The 17344-nt window shown below is 69.5% G+C and carries 16 protein-coding genes and 5 pseudogenes; 9 read left to right on the forward strand and 12 right to left on the reverse strand.

What is annotated here, in order from left to right; all coding sequences use genetic code 11:
* A partial coding sequence (locus FDO69_RS02435) for a DNA-directed RNA polymerase subunit alpha C-terminal domain-containing protein (protein WP_276616027.1) occupies nt 1-337 on the forward strand: 337 nt, incomplete at its 5' end.
* A 208-nt stretch (nt 338-545) separates the two neighbouring features.
* A complete protein-coding gene (locus FDO69_RS02440) occupies nt 546-1397 on the forward strand; it encodes a YihY/virulence factor BrkB family protein (protein WP_104777933.1) in 852 nt (283 codons plus the stop codon).
* A gap of 125 nt (nt 1398-1522) precedes the next feature.
* On the opposite strand, the pseudogene FDO69_RS43220 reads toward FDO69_RS02440, so the two are convergent.
* Nucleotides 1523-1699, reverse strand: a pseudogene (locus FDO69_RS43220) (CBS domain-containing protein); the annotation flags it as partial.
* A 218-nt stretch (nt 1700-1917) separates the two neighbouring features.
* On the opposite strand from FDO69_RS43220, the gene FDO69_RS41050 reads away from it, so the two are divergent.
* Together FDO69_RS41050 and FDO69_RS02455 are read left to right on the forward strand one after the other, a co-directional pair.
* A complete protein-coding gene (locus tag FDO69_RS41050) occupies nt 1918-2067 on the forward strand; it encodes a hypothetical protein (RefSeq protein ID WP_159030582.1) in 150 nt (49 codons plus the stop codon).
* A gap of 216 nt (nt 2068-2283) precedes the next feature.
* Nucleotides 2284-3082, forward strand: a pseudogene (locus FDO69_RS02455) (transketolase-like TK C-terminal-containing protein); the annotation flags it as partial.
* A 165-nt stretch (nt 3083-3247) separates the two neighbouring features.
* On the opposite strand, the gene FDO69_RS02460 reads toward FDO69_RS02455, so the two are convergent.
* The 10 genes and pseudogenes from FDO69_RS02460 to FDO69_RS02510 form a co-directional block, all read right to left on the reverse strand.
* Complete coding sequence (locus FDO69_RS02460) at nt 3248-4090, reverse strand: RNA polymerase sigma factor SigF (protein WP_104778463.1); 843 nt, start codon at nt 4088-4090, stop codon at nt 3248-3250.
* A gap of 445 nt (nt 4091-4535) precedes the next feature.
* The gene (locus FDO69_RS02465) at nt 4536-5507 is read right to left on the reverse strand and encodes a sensor histidine kinase (RefSeq protein WP_104777935.1); all 972 of its coding nucleotides are present in this window, start codon (nt 5505-5507) and stop codon (nt 4536-4538) included.
* Nucleotides 5504-6397, reverse strand: a complete 894-nt coding sequence (locus FDO69_RS02470; protein WP_159030583.1) for an MEDS domain-containing protein — start codon at nt 6395-6397, stop codon at nt 5504-5506. The genes FDO69_RS02465 and FDO69_RS02470 overlap by 4 nt, the downstream gene beginning before the upstream one ends.
* A gap of 474 nt (nt 6398-6871) precedes the next feature.
* Nucleotides 6872-7366, reverse strand: coding sequence for an ATP-binding protein (locus FDO69_RS02475; RefSeq protein ID WP_104777937.1), 495 nt, complete (start codon nt 7364-7366; stop codon nt 6872-6874).
* A gap of 114 nt (nt 7367-7480) precedes the next feature.
* Nucleotides 7481-7819: pseudogene (locus FDO69_RS02480) on the reverse strand (STAS domain-containing protein).
* A pseudogene (locus FDO69_RS02485) lies at nt 7807-8001 on the reverse strand (histidine kinase); the annotation flags it as partial. The pseudogenes FDO69_RS02485 and FDO69_RS02480, both read right to left, overlap by 13 nt.
* Before the next feature lie 727 nt (nt 8002-8728).
* Nucleotides 8729-9097: an STAS domain-containing protein gene (locus tag FDO69_RS02495; RefSeq protein WP_104777938.1), complete on the reverse strand. Its 369-nt coding sequence runs from the start codon at nt 9095-9097 to the stop codon at nt 8729-8731.
* A complete protein-coding gene (locus FDO69_RS02500; protein ID WP_234387846.1) occupies nt 9094-10518 on the reverse strand; it encodes a PP2C family protein-serine/threonine phosphatase in 1425 nt (474 codons plus the stop codon). The genes FDO69_RS02495 and FDO69_RS02500 overlap by 4 nt, the downstream gene beginning before the upstream one ends.
* Nucleotides 10519-11196: 678 nt before the next feature.
* Nucleotides 11197-11899, reverse strand: a pseudogene (locus FDO69_RS42970) (transposase); the annotation flags it as partial.
* Nucleotides 11900-12139: 240 nt separating this feature from the next.
* Nucleotides 12140-12295: a hypothetical protein gene (locus FDO69_RS02510; RefSeq protein WP_010059700.1), complete on the reverse strand. Its 156-nt coding sequence runs from the start codon at nt 12293-12295 to the stop codon at nt 12140-12142.
* A gap of 283 nt (nt 12296-12578) precedes the next feature.
* On the opposite strand from FDO69_RS02510, the gene FDO69_RS02515 reads away from it, so the two are divergent.
* The 3 genes from FDO69_RS02515 (at nt 12579) to FDO69_RS02525 (ending at nt 14778) form a co-directional block, all read left to right on the forward strand.
* Nucleotides 12579-13076, forward strand: coding sequence for a winged helix-turn-helix transcriptional regulator (locus tag FDO69_RS02515; protein ID WP_104777939.1), 498 nt, complete (start codon nt 12579-12581; stop codon nt 13074-13076).
* A 116-nt stretch (nt 13077-13192) separates the two neighbouring features.
* Nucleotides 13193-13717 carry an SRPBCC family protein gene (locus FDO69_RS02520; RefSeq protein ID WP_104777940.1) on the forward strand — a complete coding sequence of 175 codons (525 nt, stop codon included), beginning with the start codon at nt 13193-13195 and terminating at the stop codon, nt 13715-13717.
* Nucleotides 13717-14778, forward strand: coding sequence for an LLM class flavin-dependent oxidoreductase (locus FDO69_RS02525; RefSeq protein ID WP_104777941.1), 1062 nt, complete (start codon nt 13717-13719; stop codon nt 14776-14778). Before FDO69_RS02520 ends, FDO69_RS02525 begins: the two co-directional genes overlap by 1 nt.
* A 261-nt stretch (nt 14779-15039) precedes the next feature.
* On the opposite strand, the gene FDO69_RS02530 is transcribed toward FDO69_RS02525, so the two are convergent.
* Entirely contained in the window at nt 15040-15528 is a 489-nt protein-coding gene (locus FDO69_RS02530; protein ID WP_167526511.1) for a GNAT family N-acetyltransferase, read from the reverse strand.
* A gap of 504 nt (nt 15529-16032) precedes the next feature.
* On the opposite strand from FDO69_RS02530, the gene FDO69_RS02535 reads away from it, so the two are divergent.
* Both FDO69_RS02535 and FDO69_RS02540 read left to right on the forward strand, forming a co-directional pair.
* Nucleotides 16033-16770: an AfsR/SARP family transcriptional regulator gene (locus FDO69_RS02535; protein WP_138430032.1), complete on the forward strand. Its 738-nt coding sequence runs from the start codon at nt 16033-16035 to the stop codon at nt 16768-16770.
* A gap of 5 nt (nt 16771-16775) precedes the next feature.
* Nucleotides 16776-17339, forward strand: a complete 564-nt coding sequence (locus tag FDO69_RS02540) for a MauE/DoxX family redox-associated membrane protein (RefSeq protein ID WP_104777944.1) — start codon at nt 16776-16778, stop codon at nt 17337-17339.
* Nucleotides 17340-17344 lie beyond the last annotated feature (5 nt).

Genomic DNA, 17344 nt, shown 5'->3' on the forward strand with positions numbered 1-17344 from the left:
CGACGCCGAGGGCATCGACATGGGCCCGTCCCCCACGGACGCCGCCCTGGCCGCCGACCTCGCCCTGCCGATCGAGGAGCTCGAGCTCACCGTCCGGTCGTACAACTGCCTCAAGCGTGAAGGCGTCCACTCCGTCGGCGAGCTCCTCGCGCGCTCCGAGGCCGACCTCATGGACATCCGCAACTTCGGTGCGAAGTCCATCGACGAGGTCAAGGCGAAGCTGGCCGGCCTGGGCCTGGGCCTCAAGGACAGCCCACCCGGATTCAACCCGACCGCCGCCGCACTCGGTGCGGACGACGACTCGGACGGGGGGTTCGTGGAGACCGAACAATACTGAACGCTGCGCCGCGCCGGTCATGGAGACACCTCGCGCACAGGGACAGGAGAATCTCCACGCTCTGTTCACCGCGCGGTGCCAAGGGACCGTGGCCCCGTGACCGTCCCGCCTTCCCAAGCACGTCGGGTAACCCGGTACGCGTGCCGGGTCCTGCCGCCCCCCAGTGCTGGATGGTGGCCCCAGGACGAAGAGTGAGAGCATCCGCGTCATGGACGATGCAGACGGTCACACGGCTCGGTGGTGGGTGGCGTTGCGCCGGACGCCGGTGGCCGTCTGGAACGACGACGTCACGGACTGGGCCGCTGCGCTGACCTACTATGCGGTTCTCGCCCTGTTCCCGTTGCTGTTGGTGATCCTCTCGATCCTGGGTCTGACCATGCCCACGGCCAAGCCGGAGGTCATCGACCGCATGACGCAGGCGGCCCCCGCCGAGTCCCGCGCTCTGCTGCGCAGCACCCTGCGGCAGATGGTCGCCCAGCCGACGGCGGCATGGACGCTGATCTTCGTCGGAGGGGCGGGGGCCCTGTGGTCGGGATGCAGCTATCTGAGCGTCTTCCGCCGGGCGTTGTACTCCATGCATCGGATCAGCGCGGACCGGCCGGTCTGGCGTACCGCTCCGCGCATCATCGTCACAGCACTCGTCCTGAGCTCCCTGCTTCTGACGTCGACCCTGGCGTTGTTGCTCACCGGCGGCCTGGCCCGGCGTCTGGGTCAGGCTCTGAGTCTGGGTACCGGGCCCCAGGCCACCTGGGACACGCTGCGGTGGCCGGTCGTGGCCGCCGTGGCCGTCGCCTTGGTGCTCGTCCTGTTCCGGTCAGGACCGGCGTCCTCCCGCCCTGTCCGGAGGATGGTGCCCGGCGGCACACTGGCGGTGGCGCTCCTGCTGACCGTCTCACTCGGATTCGCCGTCTACACCTCCCTGGTCAGCACCTATGACCGTCTGTACGGTTCACTGGCAGGCGTCGTGGTGTTCCTGGTCTGGCTGTGGCTCTCCAATCTGTCCCTCCTGATCGGCGCTCAGTTCAACGCGGAGCTGACGAAGCTTGCGCACGGGGAATGAGCCGGTCTTCTCGGACCTGCGGCTGACCGCCCGTACCCTTGGGGCCGGTTCGCCGCGGCCGCGTGGGCATTGGCGGCCTCTGGCCTCGCGCGGCGCGCCGTCGCTGGGCCGGACAGGGCACCGCAGGAGAGGGCAAGGATGCCCAGGGCGCTGCCCTGCTCGTCGACCACCGGCAGGACACCGAGCCGACGGGTGCGCATCGCGTGGTCGGCTTCGGCCATCGTGGTCACGGGTGAGGTGAACGAGCCGTGGTCGCCGAGGATGTCACGCAGGCGAACACGGTCCGTGTAGTCGGAGCTGTCGGACGCCGGGCACCGATTCGCATTGACCGGTGTCCAACCGGAAGTCAGACGCATCCTCGAACTCACCCGCCTCACGTCCGTCCTCTCTCTGCACGAGACGGTCAAGGACGTGCTCTCCGAAGACTGCCCCCTCACCCGGCGGCCGGTGACCCACCGAAGAAGAACAGAAAAGGACGGCCCGGACGGCCGTGACCAGGAGCCGGAGGCCGCTCCGCGGCATGCGTTCTGTTCGTCCTCCTGCCCATGGGTACTCGGAGCGGGCCCGCCGATCTTCCGGCAATGCCCAGTGGAGGCACTTCGGCATCCGCGAGCACGCGATGGGCGCCATCCTCAACGGCATCGCACCGCAGAGCCTGACCCGCCGCTAGGTCGTTTCGGCAAAGTCCCGCCTGCCCCGCGACGCCCGGCACGCTCCCCCAAGCCCTCGGTGTCGCTCGAGCAGGGGGTACCCCCACTCGCCGCACCGGACGAAGCCCCGAGTACGTCCAGTACAAGGGACTCCGCCCGGCACGCCGAGAGCACGCACCAGACGCCGCGGTGCCCGCCCTCCGGGCGAACGACGGGACTTTGCGGTACGACCTAGCGGCACCTTCCTGACGTTCTCCGACTACATGCGCCCCGCCCTACGCCTGGCTGCGCTGATGAAGCTGCCCGTCACCCACGTCCGGACCCACGACTCCATCGGACTGGGCGAGGACGGCCCCACCCACCAGCCCGTGGAACACCTGGCGGCCCTGCGCGCCATCCCCAGTCTGGATGTGGTGCGCCCCGCCGACGCGAACGAGACGAGACCGCAGCCTGCTGGCGCACCGTCCTGGAACACAGGGACCGGCCCGCCGGCCTGATCCTGACCCGGCAGAACCTGCCCGTCCTGGACCGCGACAGTGGAGCGTACGCCCCCGCGCGAGGCGCGGCGCGAGGCGCATACGTCCTGTCCGACACGGCGGACGGCGCCGCGCCGGACGTCATCCTGATCGAGACAGGTTCCGAGGTCCAGATCGCCCTGGACGCCCGCGAACTGCTGGCGGCCGACGGTCTCGGGGTGCCGGTGCTGTCGATGCCGTGCCGCGAGCGGTTCGCCCGCCCAGTCCCCCGCCTACCAGGACGAGGTGTTGCCGCCGTCCGTGCGCGCGCGGCAGCGTCGAGGCCGCGGTCGGACAGGGGTGGCGCCAGGTGGTCGGCGACGCCGGACGGATCGTGAGCCTGGAGCACTACGGAGCCTCCGCCTACTACCAGCGCCCGTACGCCGAGTTCGGCATCACCCCGCAGGCCGTCGCCGAAGCCGCCCACGACAGCGTGCGCGACACCCGCCAGGCACCACGACCCGGCGGCCACCAGCGCACCTCCGCCCCCACCGACGGCGGCACCGGCGACCACCCCTGACGCACCCGCCCCACGACGGAGATCTCGGCCGGTTCGGTGGGGCACGCCCGCTCCGTCCCACCGGCGGCTCCGACAAAGGGGGGCCTGCCCGGCGTGATGCCGGGCAGGCCCCCCTTTCGGCGGTTCAACACCTTTCTAACACTCCGTCTGCCGGGCCGACGGTCGTCAGGAGGTGCTGAGCATGCCTTCGCGCAGACGGGCCAGGAGACGGGAGATCAGCCGGGAGACGTGCATCTGGGAGACGCCGAGACGTTCGCCGATCTCGGCCTGGGTGAGTTCCTCGACGAACCGCCAGTGAATGATCTTGCGGTCGCGTTCGTCGAGTTCGGCGATCATCGGGGCCAGGGCGTGGAAGTCCTCGATCAGGCCGAGGGCCGCGTCCTCATTGCCGATGAAGTCCGCGAGCGCCGCCTCGCCGTCCTCGCTGCCACTGATCGCCGCGTCCAGAGAAGCCGACTTGTAGCCGTTGGAGGCCAGCCGGGCCTCGACGACCTCGTCCTCCGGAAGGCTCATCAGCTCGGAAAGCTCTTTGGTCGTCGGTGTCCGTCCCAGCCGGCTGCGCAGCTCCTCGTTGGCACGGGCGAGCTGGACGCGGGCCTCCTGGAGCCGGCGCGGAACGTGCACAGCCCAGGAGGTGTCGCGGAAGAACCGCTTCATCTCACCCACGACGTACGGGATCGCGAAAGAGGTGAACTCGACCTCGCGGGACAACTCGAACCGGTCGATGGCTTTGATCAGGCCGATCATGCCGACCTGGACGATGTCCTCCATCTCCTCCGGCCCCCGGCTGCGGAACCGGCCGGCCGCGTAACGGACCAAGGACATGTTCATCTCGATCAGCGTGTTGCGCGCGTACTGGTACTCGGGCGTGCCCTCCTCCAGCACCGCCAGCTGGTCGAAGAACAGCCTCGACAACTCCCGCGCGTCCTTCGGAGCCACCTTGGAAGGGTCCGCGATCTCCGGCACGTCCGTCGCCCGGTCCCCAGACCGCGCGATCGTCGTCGGCATCATGCGCCCCTCCCAGTCGATGTGCACTCGTCTGCCCGACTCCTCGGTCGGCCTGCACGCGTCTACCCCGGCATCCGTTCGGCATTCCCGAATTGTTCAGCTTCCACTCGACACACCCCCGGCGCGCCCCCCAAGGCCTGCCCTGCGGCTCCTATGGATTCTGACGGCGTGCCGTCCAAGAACGACGGCGGTGTCCACGGTGACTCTCACCCGGCCCGCCCGGATGCGGCTCATGGAGTCCGGCCGGCTCGACGCGCCTGCAACTTCTCCGCCCGTACGAACTCAACAGCTGGGCCTGACCAGAAAGTGACGCACGAACGACAGGACGGAGCAGTCAGTAAAGGTCGGACCCGGACCAGCGGCGAGCCCGCACGACCAGCGACTTCATGGGCCGCCGGCGGTCTTGTGCCACAGCGACCGCCGCCCGGCAGGCCGACCTGCTCTGTTACAGGGTGAGATGCAGGCGGACGGTGGTGCCGGTTCGCTGGGCTTGGACTTCCATCAGGTCGCACAGCTGGCGTACGGCCCACAGGCCGTGGCCACGCAGTTGTGCGGGGCTGGGCGGCAGGTAGCCGAGGTACCAGCCGGCGGTGGTGCGGCCGCTGTCAGTGACATCGCAGACGATCCGGCGTCCGTCGCGCCAGAGCGTGACCTGTCCGGTGCCGCCGCCGTGCTGGACGGCGTTGGTGGCAACCTCGTTGACGGCGAAGGTGAGACGGTCCGCATCGGTCGCCGACATTCCCAGTGAGACGGCCTTCGCCGCCACGAACGTGCGTACCGCGGTCAGATCGGCGCCGAAACGCATGACGGACTCCCTTCCGTCCTGGGGAGGTCGCGCCAGCTCCCGGTGCCAGACGCCGTCGCGAGCGGGGGCGGCGTAGTGGACGCTGCTCTCAGCGGTGGGACCGGTCACCAGCTGCGGGTGGGTACGGCGGGCGTCGGCGACGACGGGGGGAGGCAGGACGCGGGCGTCGTAGGGACACACGATCCAGGCCGGGCAGTCGGCGAAGGCCATATTGATGACCGACTCGTACCGGGTCCATTCGGTGGTTTCCAGCGCGTCGCGTCCGTGCCAGACGGGCTCGCCGATGACTCGGACCTGCCGGTGGCGACCCGTATCACCGGTGCGTTGGTCGACGTAACGGTGGTAAGCGGCCAGCGTGCGCCCCGGAGCGTCGTACCACTTCTCGGCGGCGATGAACTCCACCTCCCCGGAGGCGTCGCCCAGCTGCTGGCGCAGCAGGTCGATGTTGGCGGGGGTTGTGACGGCCAGGACCGCGTCGTCACGGGCGAGTCCGTCCAGACAGAACGGCACGGTCGCGGCCAGGAACTGCTCGTCGGTGTCGTAGATCAGGCCCTGATGGATCAGTCCCGCAGCGTCGGACCCGGGACGGGAGAGCGTGGTGCCGCTGGTCATGCCATCACCTCCGGCGCGGTGACTACCAGCGCGGGATGCTGATCGAAGCCCACGACGCTGATCACTTTGCAGAGCATCGGCGTCAGATTCATCACGCGCAGCCGCCGGCCCTCTCCCAGCCTCTCGGCCGCATGGACCAGGACGCGCAGGCCGGCCAGATCGATGAAATCCAGGGCGCTCATGTCCACCCGCACGTCCCCTGGCCATTGCCGCGTCTGCTCCAAGGCCGCGGCGAGATGGCTGGTGGCCTGGTAATCCACCGTGCCCGTCACCTGCAGCACCCGCTCGCCTTCGCGGAAGGCCGGAGCGATACACAGCACGCTGGAGCTGTACCAGGGGTCCAGCTCCACCGCCGCGGGGTGACATTGCTCGAACATCCGCAGCTGCTCCGGGTTGAACTGGCGGGCGTCGTACTGGCAGATCGCCGATGCCGGCCTTCCCGCGAACACCGAGTGGACCTTGGTCTCGTACTCTTCCAGCCGCCCGAGGCCAGGAGCATCCCGCAGGGCCCAGCTCATCTCCCCGCTGACCCGCAAGCCCGCATACCCGGCCGCGAGACTGTCCCGGGCCTCCTCCTGCAACGAGGCGACCATCGCGTCGGGGTCGAAGACGCCCGACGCCAGATAGCTTTCCTCGGCGGTGGCCACCCGCAGCTGCCCGCTGGCCGCCGCCGCATCCGGATCCACGCCGCCCGACCTCAGCCAGCTCAGCACGGCCGCCGGGGCATGCCGGTCGACGAAGTACAGCACCCGCTCCCCCCGCGCCAAGCCGTCCGCAAGGTAAGCGGAGACCATCCGACGCTGCTCGGCATCATCCGCGAAGGCAAAGCAAAGATGATCGCCCGGTCCCACCTCAACGACCTTGCGCGCCCTGCTGTCGTGAGCGGTCACCACTGCTTCCGCTACCTCCTTCCCACCGCGCGCCCCCGGCTCGCCGGTGAGACCCCCAACCAGGGCCATGGAGCCATCGGAACCGGATTCACCCTACCCGCCGGCATGCCGGTCTCCCAGAGACATGAAAGCCGACCGGGGACCTCACGAGGCAACCGTCGCGGTTCGGTGCTGGTCGTCGCCGCCTGCGGGCCTGGCTCGAGAACGAGTAGCCGCAAGGCTCCACGAGCTGACTGTCTATGCACAAGCTGGCGGGCGCAGCGCCAGCATGGCGACGTCGTCGCATGGCCCTCCTCTGGCGGATACGGACCTACCCGAAAGGTACCCTGCTGGCTTCGTTCCCTTCAGCGTCAGCATTCGTCACCGCGTGGGCCGCCCGCCGCATGCGACTACGCGCCCGCCGCCTCGGTCGCCGAGCAGACACAGGCGCGCAGAGGGCGAACGCCCCCTGCGGTGGACCGAAGACGCTGACGTTCAGCCCGGGAGCGCGATTCCGCGGAGACCGATGGTGCTCTGCTTCGGTGTCAGGGGCAGATGGGCGGTGATCCGCTTTCCCGTTTCGCGCAGTGCGACGACGACCCTGTCACTGACCGTGTGCACCAGGTGCAGCCCATGACCGCCGATGCGCCGCGGGTCGGCCTTCTTCACCGCCGGTTTCTCGGTGGAGCTGTCCCATACGGTGATCGTCAACTGGTCGCCGGACAACTGCAGGTTCATCCCGCAGGGGCCCGGAGCATGCCGGACGGCGTTGGTGACCAGCTCACTGGCGGCAAGTTCGGCGTCGACTGCGAGGGCCGCCGGCACTGCTGCGCGGCCGGTTCGAGGGGCGTGACCGAGCAAGGCGCGCAGGGCCTGGCGAGCGTCTGCGGCACGAGCCGCGCCTTCCTCCCAGGTCGCGCCGTAGCGCAGCGGGGCGCCATCATCCCCACCCTGCTTGTCGGCCGTCTGTTTCCTCAGCGTGATGACCATATGGCGCCCTTTCGTCCCGCTCACCGCTCTTCGGTGCTTTTCGCCGTCCTGTTCTCTCGCGTACCCGGGTGCCCACCACACACACCGTGGGAGCGCCCGATGCCGCCTCCCCGGTCAAGGCCGGGTAGCGGCGTCGCTGTCGGGGTGGAAGGAGAAAATCTGGTCGAGGCCGACGATGCGCAGAACGCGCAGGGTGTGGGCAGGACTGCGGCAAGGGCGATGTCGGCCTGGGCGGCACCGGCGAGATTACGGGCGGCGATCAGGGCGCTGACCCCGCTGGAGTCGCAGAACTCCAGGCCGGCCAGGTCCAGCACGACGCGCTGCCCTGGCTGGAGGGGGATCGTGGTGAGCAGGTCCGGCAGCTCGGTGGCGTCGGTGTAGTCGAGTTCGCCGACGATCTCCAGAAACGGGACCTGTCGGGGCGTCTCGGGTGGTGATCTTCAGCGCACCCATTCGGTGTCTTCGGTCCTCGAGTCGGGGGTGAGGGCGGGGATACCGACTGCGAGGAGGGCGGTGTCGTCGTCGAGACCGTCGCCGAAGTCGTCCAGCAGGCCGGTCAGAGCCTGGATGAGGGCCTGCGGGGGCTTGCCGACATGGTCCGCGACGAAGGCGCGCAGGGCCTCGTCCCCGTACAGCCTGGGCGTGCGCCAACACCTCGGGCTCGCGTGTCCCACGGTCGTCGACGAGACCATGGCCGATCTGGCGCTGGCATGTGCCGAGCCCCGAATCCTTCGCGCTGCACATGCCGGCAGCCATCAGCATCGGCTCTGTGTCCAAGAGTGTCTGGGGCGGCCTTCGCACAGGCTGGATTCGTGCGCTTCCCTCTCTCCCGGAACGCGTCGACCAAACCCATCCCACGGCAGACCTCGGCCCCCCCGTCGTTGAACAGCTCGGCGCAGCCCTCCTGAACGAGCACCAGACTTAGCGGCCGGACACGCTCCAGTAACTCAGGTCGCAACGTGACGCCCTGCGGGAAGCACTCACCGGGCACCTATCTGACGTCCATGCCCTGCAACCAGCCGGCGGTGTGACGCTATGGGCAACTTTCGCCGGGCCCGTCAGCTCACGGCTGGCAGCCATGGCGCCTGATCACGGAGTGACCATCGCGGCCGGACCACTATTCGGGATCGGGGGTGCGCTCGAACGCAACTCCGCCTGCCGTACACGCTCCCTGCGAGTCACCTGATCCAGGCAATCCGCGGACTCGCGCAGGCAGAACAGGAACGCACAAGGGGCTACCGGAACGCACACCCCCCGACCCCATCGCAGGAGCGTCAACAACGTCATGACCCGCAACACCCAACTGTAGGGCTGGGCTGCGCCAGGCAAGCCCGCTGATGCCACTCCTGCGAGCGAGGGTGTTCAGACGGTGGTGCGATTGCTCTGGCGGGCGGCGAGCGCGGCCTCGGCGCTGGGGTAGGCGGGCAGGAAGGTGTCCATCCCGGTGACGTCGAGCAGGCGGCTCAGCCGGTCGGGGATGGCCGCCAGGGTCAGGGAGCCGTCGGCGTCCTTGGCGCAGCGCCAGATGCCGACGAGGGCTCCCAGCCCTGAGGAGTCGCAGAACGTGACACCCGACAGGTCGGTGACCAGGTCTGCGTGTCCGGCCGCAATGAGTTCCAGGGCGCGGGCCCGCACGGCGGGTGCGGCGGCGCTGTCGAATTCACCGGACAGTGCGATCACGGCCAGGGCGCCGTCGGTGTGCGGGACGTCGATGTGGAATGCGTCGGTCATGGGCGTCGGATCTCCTGCCCGACGGAGGCGTCGGCGGGTGCGGTCGGGGCGGCGGCGCTGTGAGCGGTGGTAGTGATGCCGACGGGAACGGCATCGTGGGTGGGGACGGACAGGGCCAGCAGCGCCACGTCGTCGCGTTCGGTGTCGGGGAGTGTGTCCAGGAGCGCGACCGTGTCGTCGATCAGGGCGCCGGCACTGACCGGCGCCCCTCGCTGGGCAAGGAAGTCGGTAAGGCCGGTATCGGCGAGCATGTGGCCATCGGCGGTGCGGGCCTCGGTCAGCCCGTCGGTGTACAGCAGCAAGCCCTGGCCGGGTGCCAGGTGCAGGGTGAGTGAGGCGAAGGCGGCCTCGGCGAACGCGCCGACCAGCATGCCGCCCTTGGCGCGGGCCGCCTCGACCCGTACACCGCCGCCCTCGGCAGGGCTGAGGTGGTAGGCGGGCGGGTGACCGCCGGTGGCCAGCGTGACGGTGAAACCGCCGTCCCGGGCCGGATCGAGCAGGCCGAAGACGGCGGTGCAAAAGCGGGTGCCGACCGCCGCGTCGAGCAACAGCGCGGTGTTCAGGGCTTTGAGCGCGGCCGTGGGGTCCGCCTCGACGAGGGCTGCGGCCCGCAGCGTGTAGCGGGTCAGTGAGGTGACCGAGGCGGCTTCGGCGCCCTTGCCGCACACATCGCCCAGGAAGAACGCCCACCGGCCTCCGCCGACGGGGAAGACGTCGTAGAAGTCGCCGCCCACTTCCTGCGGGGAGGCGGTCTTGTAGTGGCAGGCCAGCTCCAGCCCGGGTACCGCGGGCAGCGCGGGAGGCACCAGGGTGCGCTGCAGGGTGGAGGCGAACGCGGCGATGGCCGCCTTGTCCCGCTCGGCACGCTGGCGGGCCTCTTCCTCCGCCTGACGCTTCTCCTGCTCGACCTGGCGGCGCTCCTGCTCGGCGCGTATCACGTGCAACGCCGACAGCCGCAGTTCCAGCTGGTCACGCACCACCGCGGCCAGGTCTGTGAGGGTGGAGGCATCGGCCTCACTGATCTCGCGGGGGCGGGTGTCAAGGACGTTGACCGTGCCCAGGCGGTGCCCGTCGGCGGTGATGATCGGAGCGGCGGCGTAGAACCGCACCCCCATCGGGCCGGCGACCAGCGGGTTGGAGCAGGCGACCGGGTCCAGCAATGTATCGGGGATGACGGTGGTGTCATCACGCAGCACCGCCGAGGCGCACAGGCCCGGATCCCGGCCGATCTCGCTGACACCTTCCAGCCCGTGCGCGGCCTTGAACCAGATCCGGTCCTCGTCCACGATCGTCACCGTCGCCACCGGCACCTCGAACAGCCGCGCGGCCAGCGCCGCAACTCTGTCGTAGGCGCCGTCCGGCGGAGTGTCGAGAATGTCGTAACGGCGTACCGCCGCCATCCGCGCCGCCTCGACCGACACGGCCCTAGGCTCGCTCGGTGCTGTGGCAGGCAGGATCGCTTGTTCCGGCATGTCCCTCGTCTCGCTCATCCCCCCAGGAAGGCACCGACCAGACAGCCAGCACTCCGGAACCCTACCGAACGCGGCCTGCGACCCGACCCCACGGCGAGCTTCGTAGTGCACACCGGCATCGTGGAACGGCCGCCCAAGCACCCACCGTAGTGATCGGCAACAGGCGGACGTGACGGCCTTCGTGGTCCGGACCACAAGCTGTTTCACCGGCCTGAGCACACACTCCGACGGGGCGTTGCCCCCGGCCAGGTCGACCAGGTCTTCCGCCGCGAGGACCTGGCGGACCCGGTCGCCGCCGGCACCACGCTCGGACCGGAGCAGGCCGCCCGACTCGGTGTGAGCAGGACTGGAGTGCAGTCGATCGAGGTTTGCCAAGGACACCACCTGGGCCGTGCACGTTCGTTGCCGGGGTTGCCGTCCCAGCCCTCCCAGGTCGGCGCGTACAGCACGGTCGTCCGCGTCCCGGCCGGGGAACCCGCGTAGGGCAGTACGCCGTCCAGCTGCGGGCGGCCCGTCTCCACCACGTCCTTGTCCGCCGCCTACAGGAAGCCCGCGTCCAGCTCGCGCGCCACCGAGGAACCGAGCAGCCGCCTGGGCCGCACCCCCGACCGTGGCCGAGCTGGCCCGGCTGATCATGACCATCGGGGTGGCGAAGCGTCGTGTGCGCTGCTGGGCCTGCCGACGGGACTTGCGGCGGGCGCGACCGGTGCGCAGGGCTCTGGCGAGTTTCCGGCGCAGCTCGCCGCGGCCCTGGAGGTAGAGGGCCTGATAGACCGTCTCGTGGGCCACGCGCATGTCCGGCCGGTCGGGAAACTGGGTCCGCAGAGCCTGACAGATCTGCTCGGGGCTCCACCGTAGGTCCAGAGGGCGCTGGATGAAGGAGCGCAGTTCGGGGTTCTCGCCGATCTTCCCCAGCTGGGCCGGGACCGGCGGGCGTCTGCGCGTGCCTGGGCGGCGTGCGGCCGGTACCGCCCGTCGGCCGGGTGCCGGTTGCGGCGGATCTCCCGGCTGATGGTGGGCGGGATGCGGCCCAGCTCGGCCGCTGTCCGCCGGCCGGTGGCCTTCTCCCGCAGCCGGTCGGCGACGTGATGCGGTCGGCCTCCCGCAGATACCTCGACAGGCCTTCGGCCGGTACCACGGCAAGTACCGGCGGTCTCGCCTTGCCCTTGCCGTAAGCGCCCCGGCCGTTGCGCCACCGCTTGCCCGTCCGGTAGTTGATCCCGATACGTTTGCAGGCTTCGGCGCTGCTCAGGCCCTGATTCATTAGCCGGAAGTATTCCTCCCGCTCACGGACCAGGACCTTGCGGCCCCCGTATTGAAGCGGCACCATCCGCCTCACCCCGCAGCCAGGCTCTGCGCTCGGCGACCGGCGGGCAGAGCCCGGCTCAGGGCAGACTCATCGCCAACGAGACGGGGCGGGGTCGGCGCCACGGGGTTCCCAACGTCTCTTCGGCCGGGCTCTCACCTCGTCCCGGCCTCGAGTGGTCCAGAAGCTCCGCACGGTGTGGACTTTCCGACGCGGAGGGGGTCACGTCACTCGTCGCAGAGAGTTTGATGAGGCGCCCTGACTTTAGAAGAAGTGCTTGCGTCCACCGACCGCGCGACCGGTCGCACCCAGGATCCACAGGATGGCGCCGACCAGAATGAGGATGCCACCGATCGTCGTCAGCAGACCCATGCCGACAAGCAGGCCGATGATCAGCAGAATAAGCCCAAGAATGATCATTTTAAACCCCATCGTCAATTCCGGCTCAGGCGCGTGTGCGTATGAGCTTCACAAGGGCCTGAGTTGGTCCCTTGGTGGGTAGATCCCGACCAGCTCCGAATGCCAGGACCTCGGTGCGATAAACCTTGTGCCCGGCGACACGGTGTTCACGCCCTCCTTCGAAACTTCGCCAGCGACGAGATACCCACGAGCCGGTGCGGACTCCTCGACTCGTCTTCACGGTCGCGTGGGATCCGTCACCGCCTGCTGGGTTTCTTAATGAGACCAACCATATGCTGTCAGTATGAGACGTACGTCCTTCGCGCATTGGCCCTGCTCGATCGCTCGCACCATGGACCTGCTGGGCGACTGGTGGACCCCGCTGGTGCTGCGGGAGGCCTTCTACGGGATCAAGCGGTTCGACGAGTTCCAGGAATCGCTCGGGATCGCACGCAACACGCTCACCGACCGGTTGCGGCGGCTCGTGGACGAGGGGCTCCTGGAGAAGCGGCCCTACCAGACCGAGCCGGTCCGGTACGACTATCTCCTCACCGAGAAGGGGCGCGACTTCCACACCGTGCTACTAGCGATGAACCGGTGGGGTGACCGCTGGCTGGCCGGCGAGGAGGGCCCGCCGGTCACGCACCACCACGACGTCTGCGGTCAGGAGAGCCATGCCGAAGTGGTGTGCGCCGCCTGCGGCGAGCCGATGACCGCCGAGAACACCCACCCGAGGATGGGGCCGGGTTATCCGTCGCGCCTGGCCGAGCGCCCGGATGTGCGGGAACGGTTCACTGGCTGAGTCAGCGTCTGGGTAGCGGGCTACACACGCTTGACAAGTGAGTCTATCTACACAACTTTAATGGTCAGGGCCCGATTTCGTAGAGGGTCTGCCGTACTGACGAGGAGAGCCGGGCTATGGAGTGGACAGGTGCGCTTTATGCGGACAAGCCCACGGTCGAGGTGCCGATCTGGATCGCTGCCCCACCGGAACGGGTGTGGGAGCTGGTGTCCGACATCGAACTGATGCCGCGTATGAGCGACGAACTGCATTCGGTGGAGTGGCTGGACGGCGCAACCGAACCCGCGCTGGGGGCCCGCTGGGTGGGCAGCAGCAAGCATGAGGCGTTCGGGGAGTGGTCCACCACGTCCACCGTCGTCGAGTACGAGCCTCTCCGGGTGTTCGCCTGGGCGGTCGAGGATCCCGACAACCCCTCGGCGATCTGGCGTTTCTCGCTCGAACCGCAGGACGACGGCACGCTGCTGCGGGAGTGGATGCAGATGGGACCGGCCCGCTCGGGCCTCTCCTTCGCCATCGACCGCATGCCGGAGAAGGAGCAGAAGATCGTCTTCGTGCGCATGCGTGAGTTCGAGACCAACATCGGCATCACTCTTGAAGCGATCAAGAAGATGGCCGAAGACCCCGGAAAGGCGCGTGCTTGATGCGCACAGCGACCACGATCGAGGCCACCGACGACTGGCCGGAGACGGTCAGCTTCGTCACCGAGGCGGAGAAGCTCGGCCTGGACATCTGCTACGTCGCGGAAGCATGGGGCGGCGAGGCGCCGGGGGCGCTGGGGTACCTCGCCGCGCGCACCGAGCGCCTGGTGCTCGGCTCCGCGGTCATTCAGCTCGCCACGCGCACACCGGTGGCCATCGCCAGGGCCGCGATCACCCTGTCGAACATGTCCGAGGGGCGTTTCATCCTGGGACTGGGCCCTTCCGGGCCCCAGGTGATCGAAGGCCTGCACGGCATGCCGTTCGCCCGGCCGCTGTCACGCATGCGCGAGACGGTCGAGATCGTGCGGCAGGCTGCCACCGGGGAGAAGATCTCCTATTCCGGGCGGGAGTTCCAGATCCCGCTGCCCGGCGGGGACGGGAAGCCCATGCGGCTGTCGATGCGCGCCGAACATGACATCCCGATCTACCTGGCGACGCTCTCGCCGAAGATGCTGCATCTGACCGGAGAGATCGCCGACGGCTGGCTGGGCACCAGCTTCGTCCCCGAGGGCGCCAAGGAGGCGTACTTCGACCACCTGGACGCCGGCCTTGCCGCCGCGGGCCGCAAGCGCGCCGACCTCACCATCTGCCAGGGCGCCGAGGTGGCCTTCGCCGAGGACGAGGACGCGCTGCGCGCGATGGTGGCCGGCAGAAAGAAGGAACTGGCTTTCAGCCTCGGTGGCATGGGCTCCGAGAAGACGAACTTCTACAACAACGCCTACAGCCGCCAGGGATGGGCGGAGATCGCGGCAAAGGTACGGGAGCGCTGGCAGTCCGGAGACCGCGACGGCGCGGCCGGGCTGGTCACCGACGACATGGTGCTGGCCACCACGCTGATCGGCACCGAGGACATGGTGCGGGCGCGGCTGCGGGTGTGGCGCGACGCCGGGGTCGACATCGTCCGCTTTTACCCCGCCGGCGAGACGCTGGACGGGAAGCTCACCAACCTCGGCCGGGCCATCGACCTGGTCAGGGACATCGAGCGCGAGCCCGGACCGGCTTGACTCTGCCGGGGATCCTGGATGGTCGGGCTCAGGTGCCGAGGGTTCGCCAGGACTCTGACCCGCGTGCGCGGCCACTCGCATCCCGTGATCGTTGGCAGTGATCCACGACAGCGTGAGCTCGATCGCCCACCCCTTCGGCCGCACACGGAAGCCGCGCCGGCCAGGAGGCGACGGCACACACGGAGCGCGCGGCGTCCGGCGGCTCCTGCATGTCGGCCACCGTGCAGGTGAAGCCGGTGCCGTGCGAACCGGCACACCGCATCATTCCGACGGAATGCGAAACTCGAATTCGGGGCGGTCCCACGGCACGGCGGGCGGGTTCGCGAGCGCGGTCCCGGTCCGCACCGCACCGACGCGGCGGTAGAAGCCCTCGGCGGGAAGATGCGACACGACCTTGAGACGGTCGAGCCCGGCGGCACGGGCCTCGGACTGCATGTGCGCGACGAGCAGTCGTCCGATACCCCGTCCTTGGGCTTCGTCGGCGACGAACAGCAGGTCGAGCTCCGGTGGAGCGAGGACGAGCGAGTAGAACCCGAGGACCCGGCCTCCATGCTCGTCGGCGCCGACGGCCACGAAGACGCGGTGGGCCTCGATGTAATCAGGACCGACCCGGTAGTCCGCGACCGCGGACGCGTACTTACCCTCGTAGGCGCCTGAGCCACGCACGAGCCGCGTGAGCCGTTTGGCATCCCGCGCGACGGCCCTCCGTATCGTGATCGGCCGGCAGACCGAAGAAGTGCGTGAACTCATCGGGAGAGTATTTCGCACCGCAGAGTGCCGTCCTGCGGCGGGTCGGCTGCTCGGGCAGGCGTTCTGGCACCGCTCCCGGGGGACCACCGGCCCAGGCCCCGATCGACCACGGCACTGCCTCGTCGACCGTCGGCAGCAACCGGACGCCCGAACCGTTGCGGAGGAGCCGGGAGAACGGAGTGCTCTACGACTGCTTCCCCTGAGCCTGCCGCAGCGACAGCCAGCCTGTGCTGGACGGCTTCGGGGCCACGTGAGGCGGCGGGGATCACGTTCCGGGCCGATGGGGCCGGCGCTGGACGCGCTGAAGCGACGGGGACCAGGCGGGTGCGGCCCGCTGTGTTCCCTGGGCAGAGTCAAGCGCTTCGATGAACGGACGCCTTCTCGGTTCAATATCAGAACGGCGGGCGTGCAATCCAATGGCTGTTGCAGCAGGGTTACGTTCGAAGCGCTTCGATAATACGGTGTGTGCCCCATGCCGACCGCGTGTCACAGAGGGGGGCGCAGGTGCAGACACCGCTGATACGCATCCTGGGGCCGATCCAGCTCAGCGACGGCTTACGTCCGGAGCCACTTCGCGGCGCCAAGCCGTGCGCACTGCTCACCGCGCTGGCACTCAGGCCGGGGAGCGTGGTGTCCCTGGAGAAGCTGCTGGACGCCCTGTGGGCGGGCGAGCCGCCGCGCTCCGCCGTCGCGAACCTGCGCTCGTACGCCCATCTCCTGCGCCGGCGGCTGCCGGTGGCCACCCCGCTGATCAGCCACCAGGGCGGCTATGAACTCCGGGTCGCTCCGGACGCCGTCGACCACCTGGTGTTCGAGCGACTCGCCGACCGGGGCCGCAGCGCGGTCACCGACGACCCGCCCCGGGCCATCGAGCTGCTCGACGCCGCTCTGGCACTGTGGAGTTCGGACCACGCGGCCCCCGGGGTCGAGCGGTACGGCATGCTCGACGGCCCGCTGCGCACCCTGGACGCGGAGCGCATCCGCGCCACCGAGGATCTGGCCGATGCCTGGCTCGGCGTCGGCGAGCCGCACTCCGCACTGCGTACGGCGGGGCAGGTGCTCGCCGCGGAGCCGCTGCGCATCCGCAGCTGGTTACTCGTCCTGAACGCCCATCACCACCTCGGCGAACGAGGGCGTGTGACCGACGCGTTCGAGTCGGCGCGGACCGTCTTCCGCCGCGAGCTCGGCACCGAACCCGATGCCTGTCTGGGGCGGCTGCACCAGCAGTTGCTCGCGGGGTGAGCGCCATGGCCGCCCCGCTCCTGACGGTCTGCCACGTTCTCGTCGCCGTCGTCCTCGCCGCATCCGCCGTGGGCAAGGCACGGCCCGCCGGATTCCGTGCGTTCCTGACCACGCTCGCCGACATGGGGCTCGGCACCCCGGGCCTGCGACGCCCGCTCGCGTACGCGACCCTCACGGCCGAAGGCGTGGCGGCGGGCCTGCTCTTGCTGCCCGGCACGCGGGCCGGGGTGATCGGGCTGCTCCTTGCCTCGCTGGTCCTCGCCGCGCTCACCATGGGCGTGGTGCGGGCGGTGCGGGGCGGCGGTCCACCGGTGGCCTGCGCCTGTTTCGGCCGCACCGGGCGCCCCCTCGGCGTGCTGCACCTGGTCAGGAACACCGGACTGCTGCTGGCCGCCGTCGGCGCCCTGGTCGTCACCGGCTCCGGTCCGGTGCGGGCAGCGGGTGGTGAGCTGGTCGTGTCCGTGGCCGCGGGTGCCGTGCTGGCCGTGCTCGTGATCGGCCTGGACGACATCGCCGATCTGTTCACCGCGCCCACCGCCTCCACCACCCGCGCCACCGACCGCCCGTAGGAGTC

This window comes from Streptomyces tibetensis, from assembly GCF_007655005.1.
GTDB lineage: Bacteria > Actinomycetota > Actinomycetes > Streptomycetales > Streptomycetaceae > Streptomyces > Streptomyces tibetensis.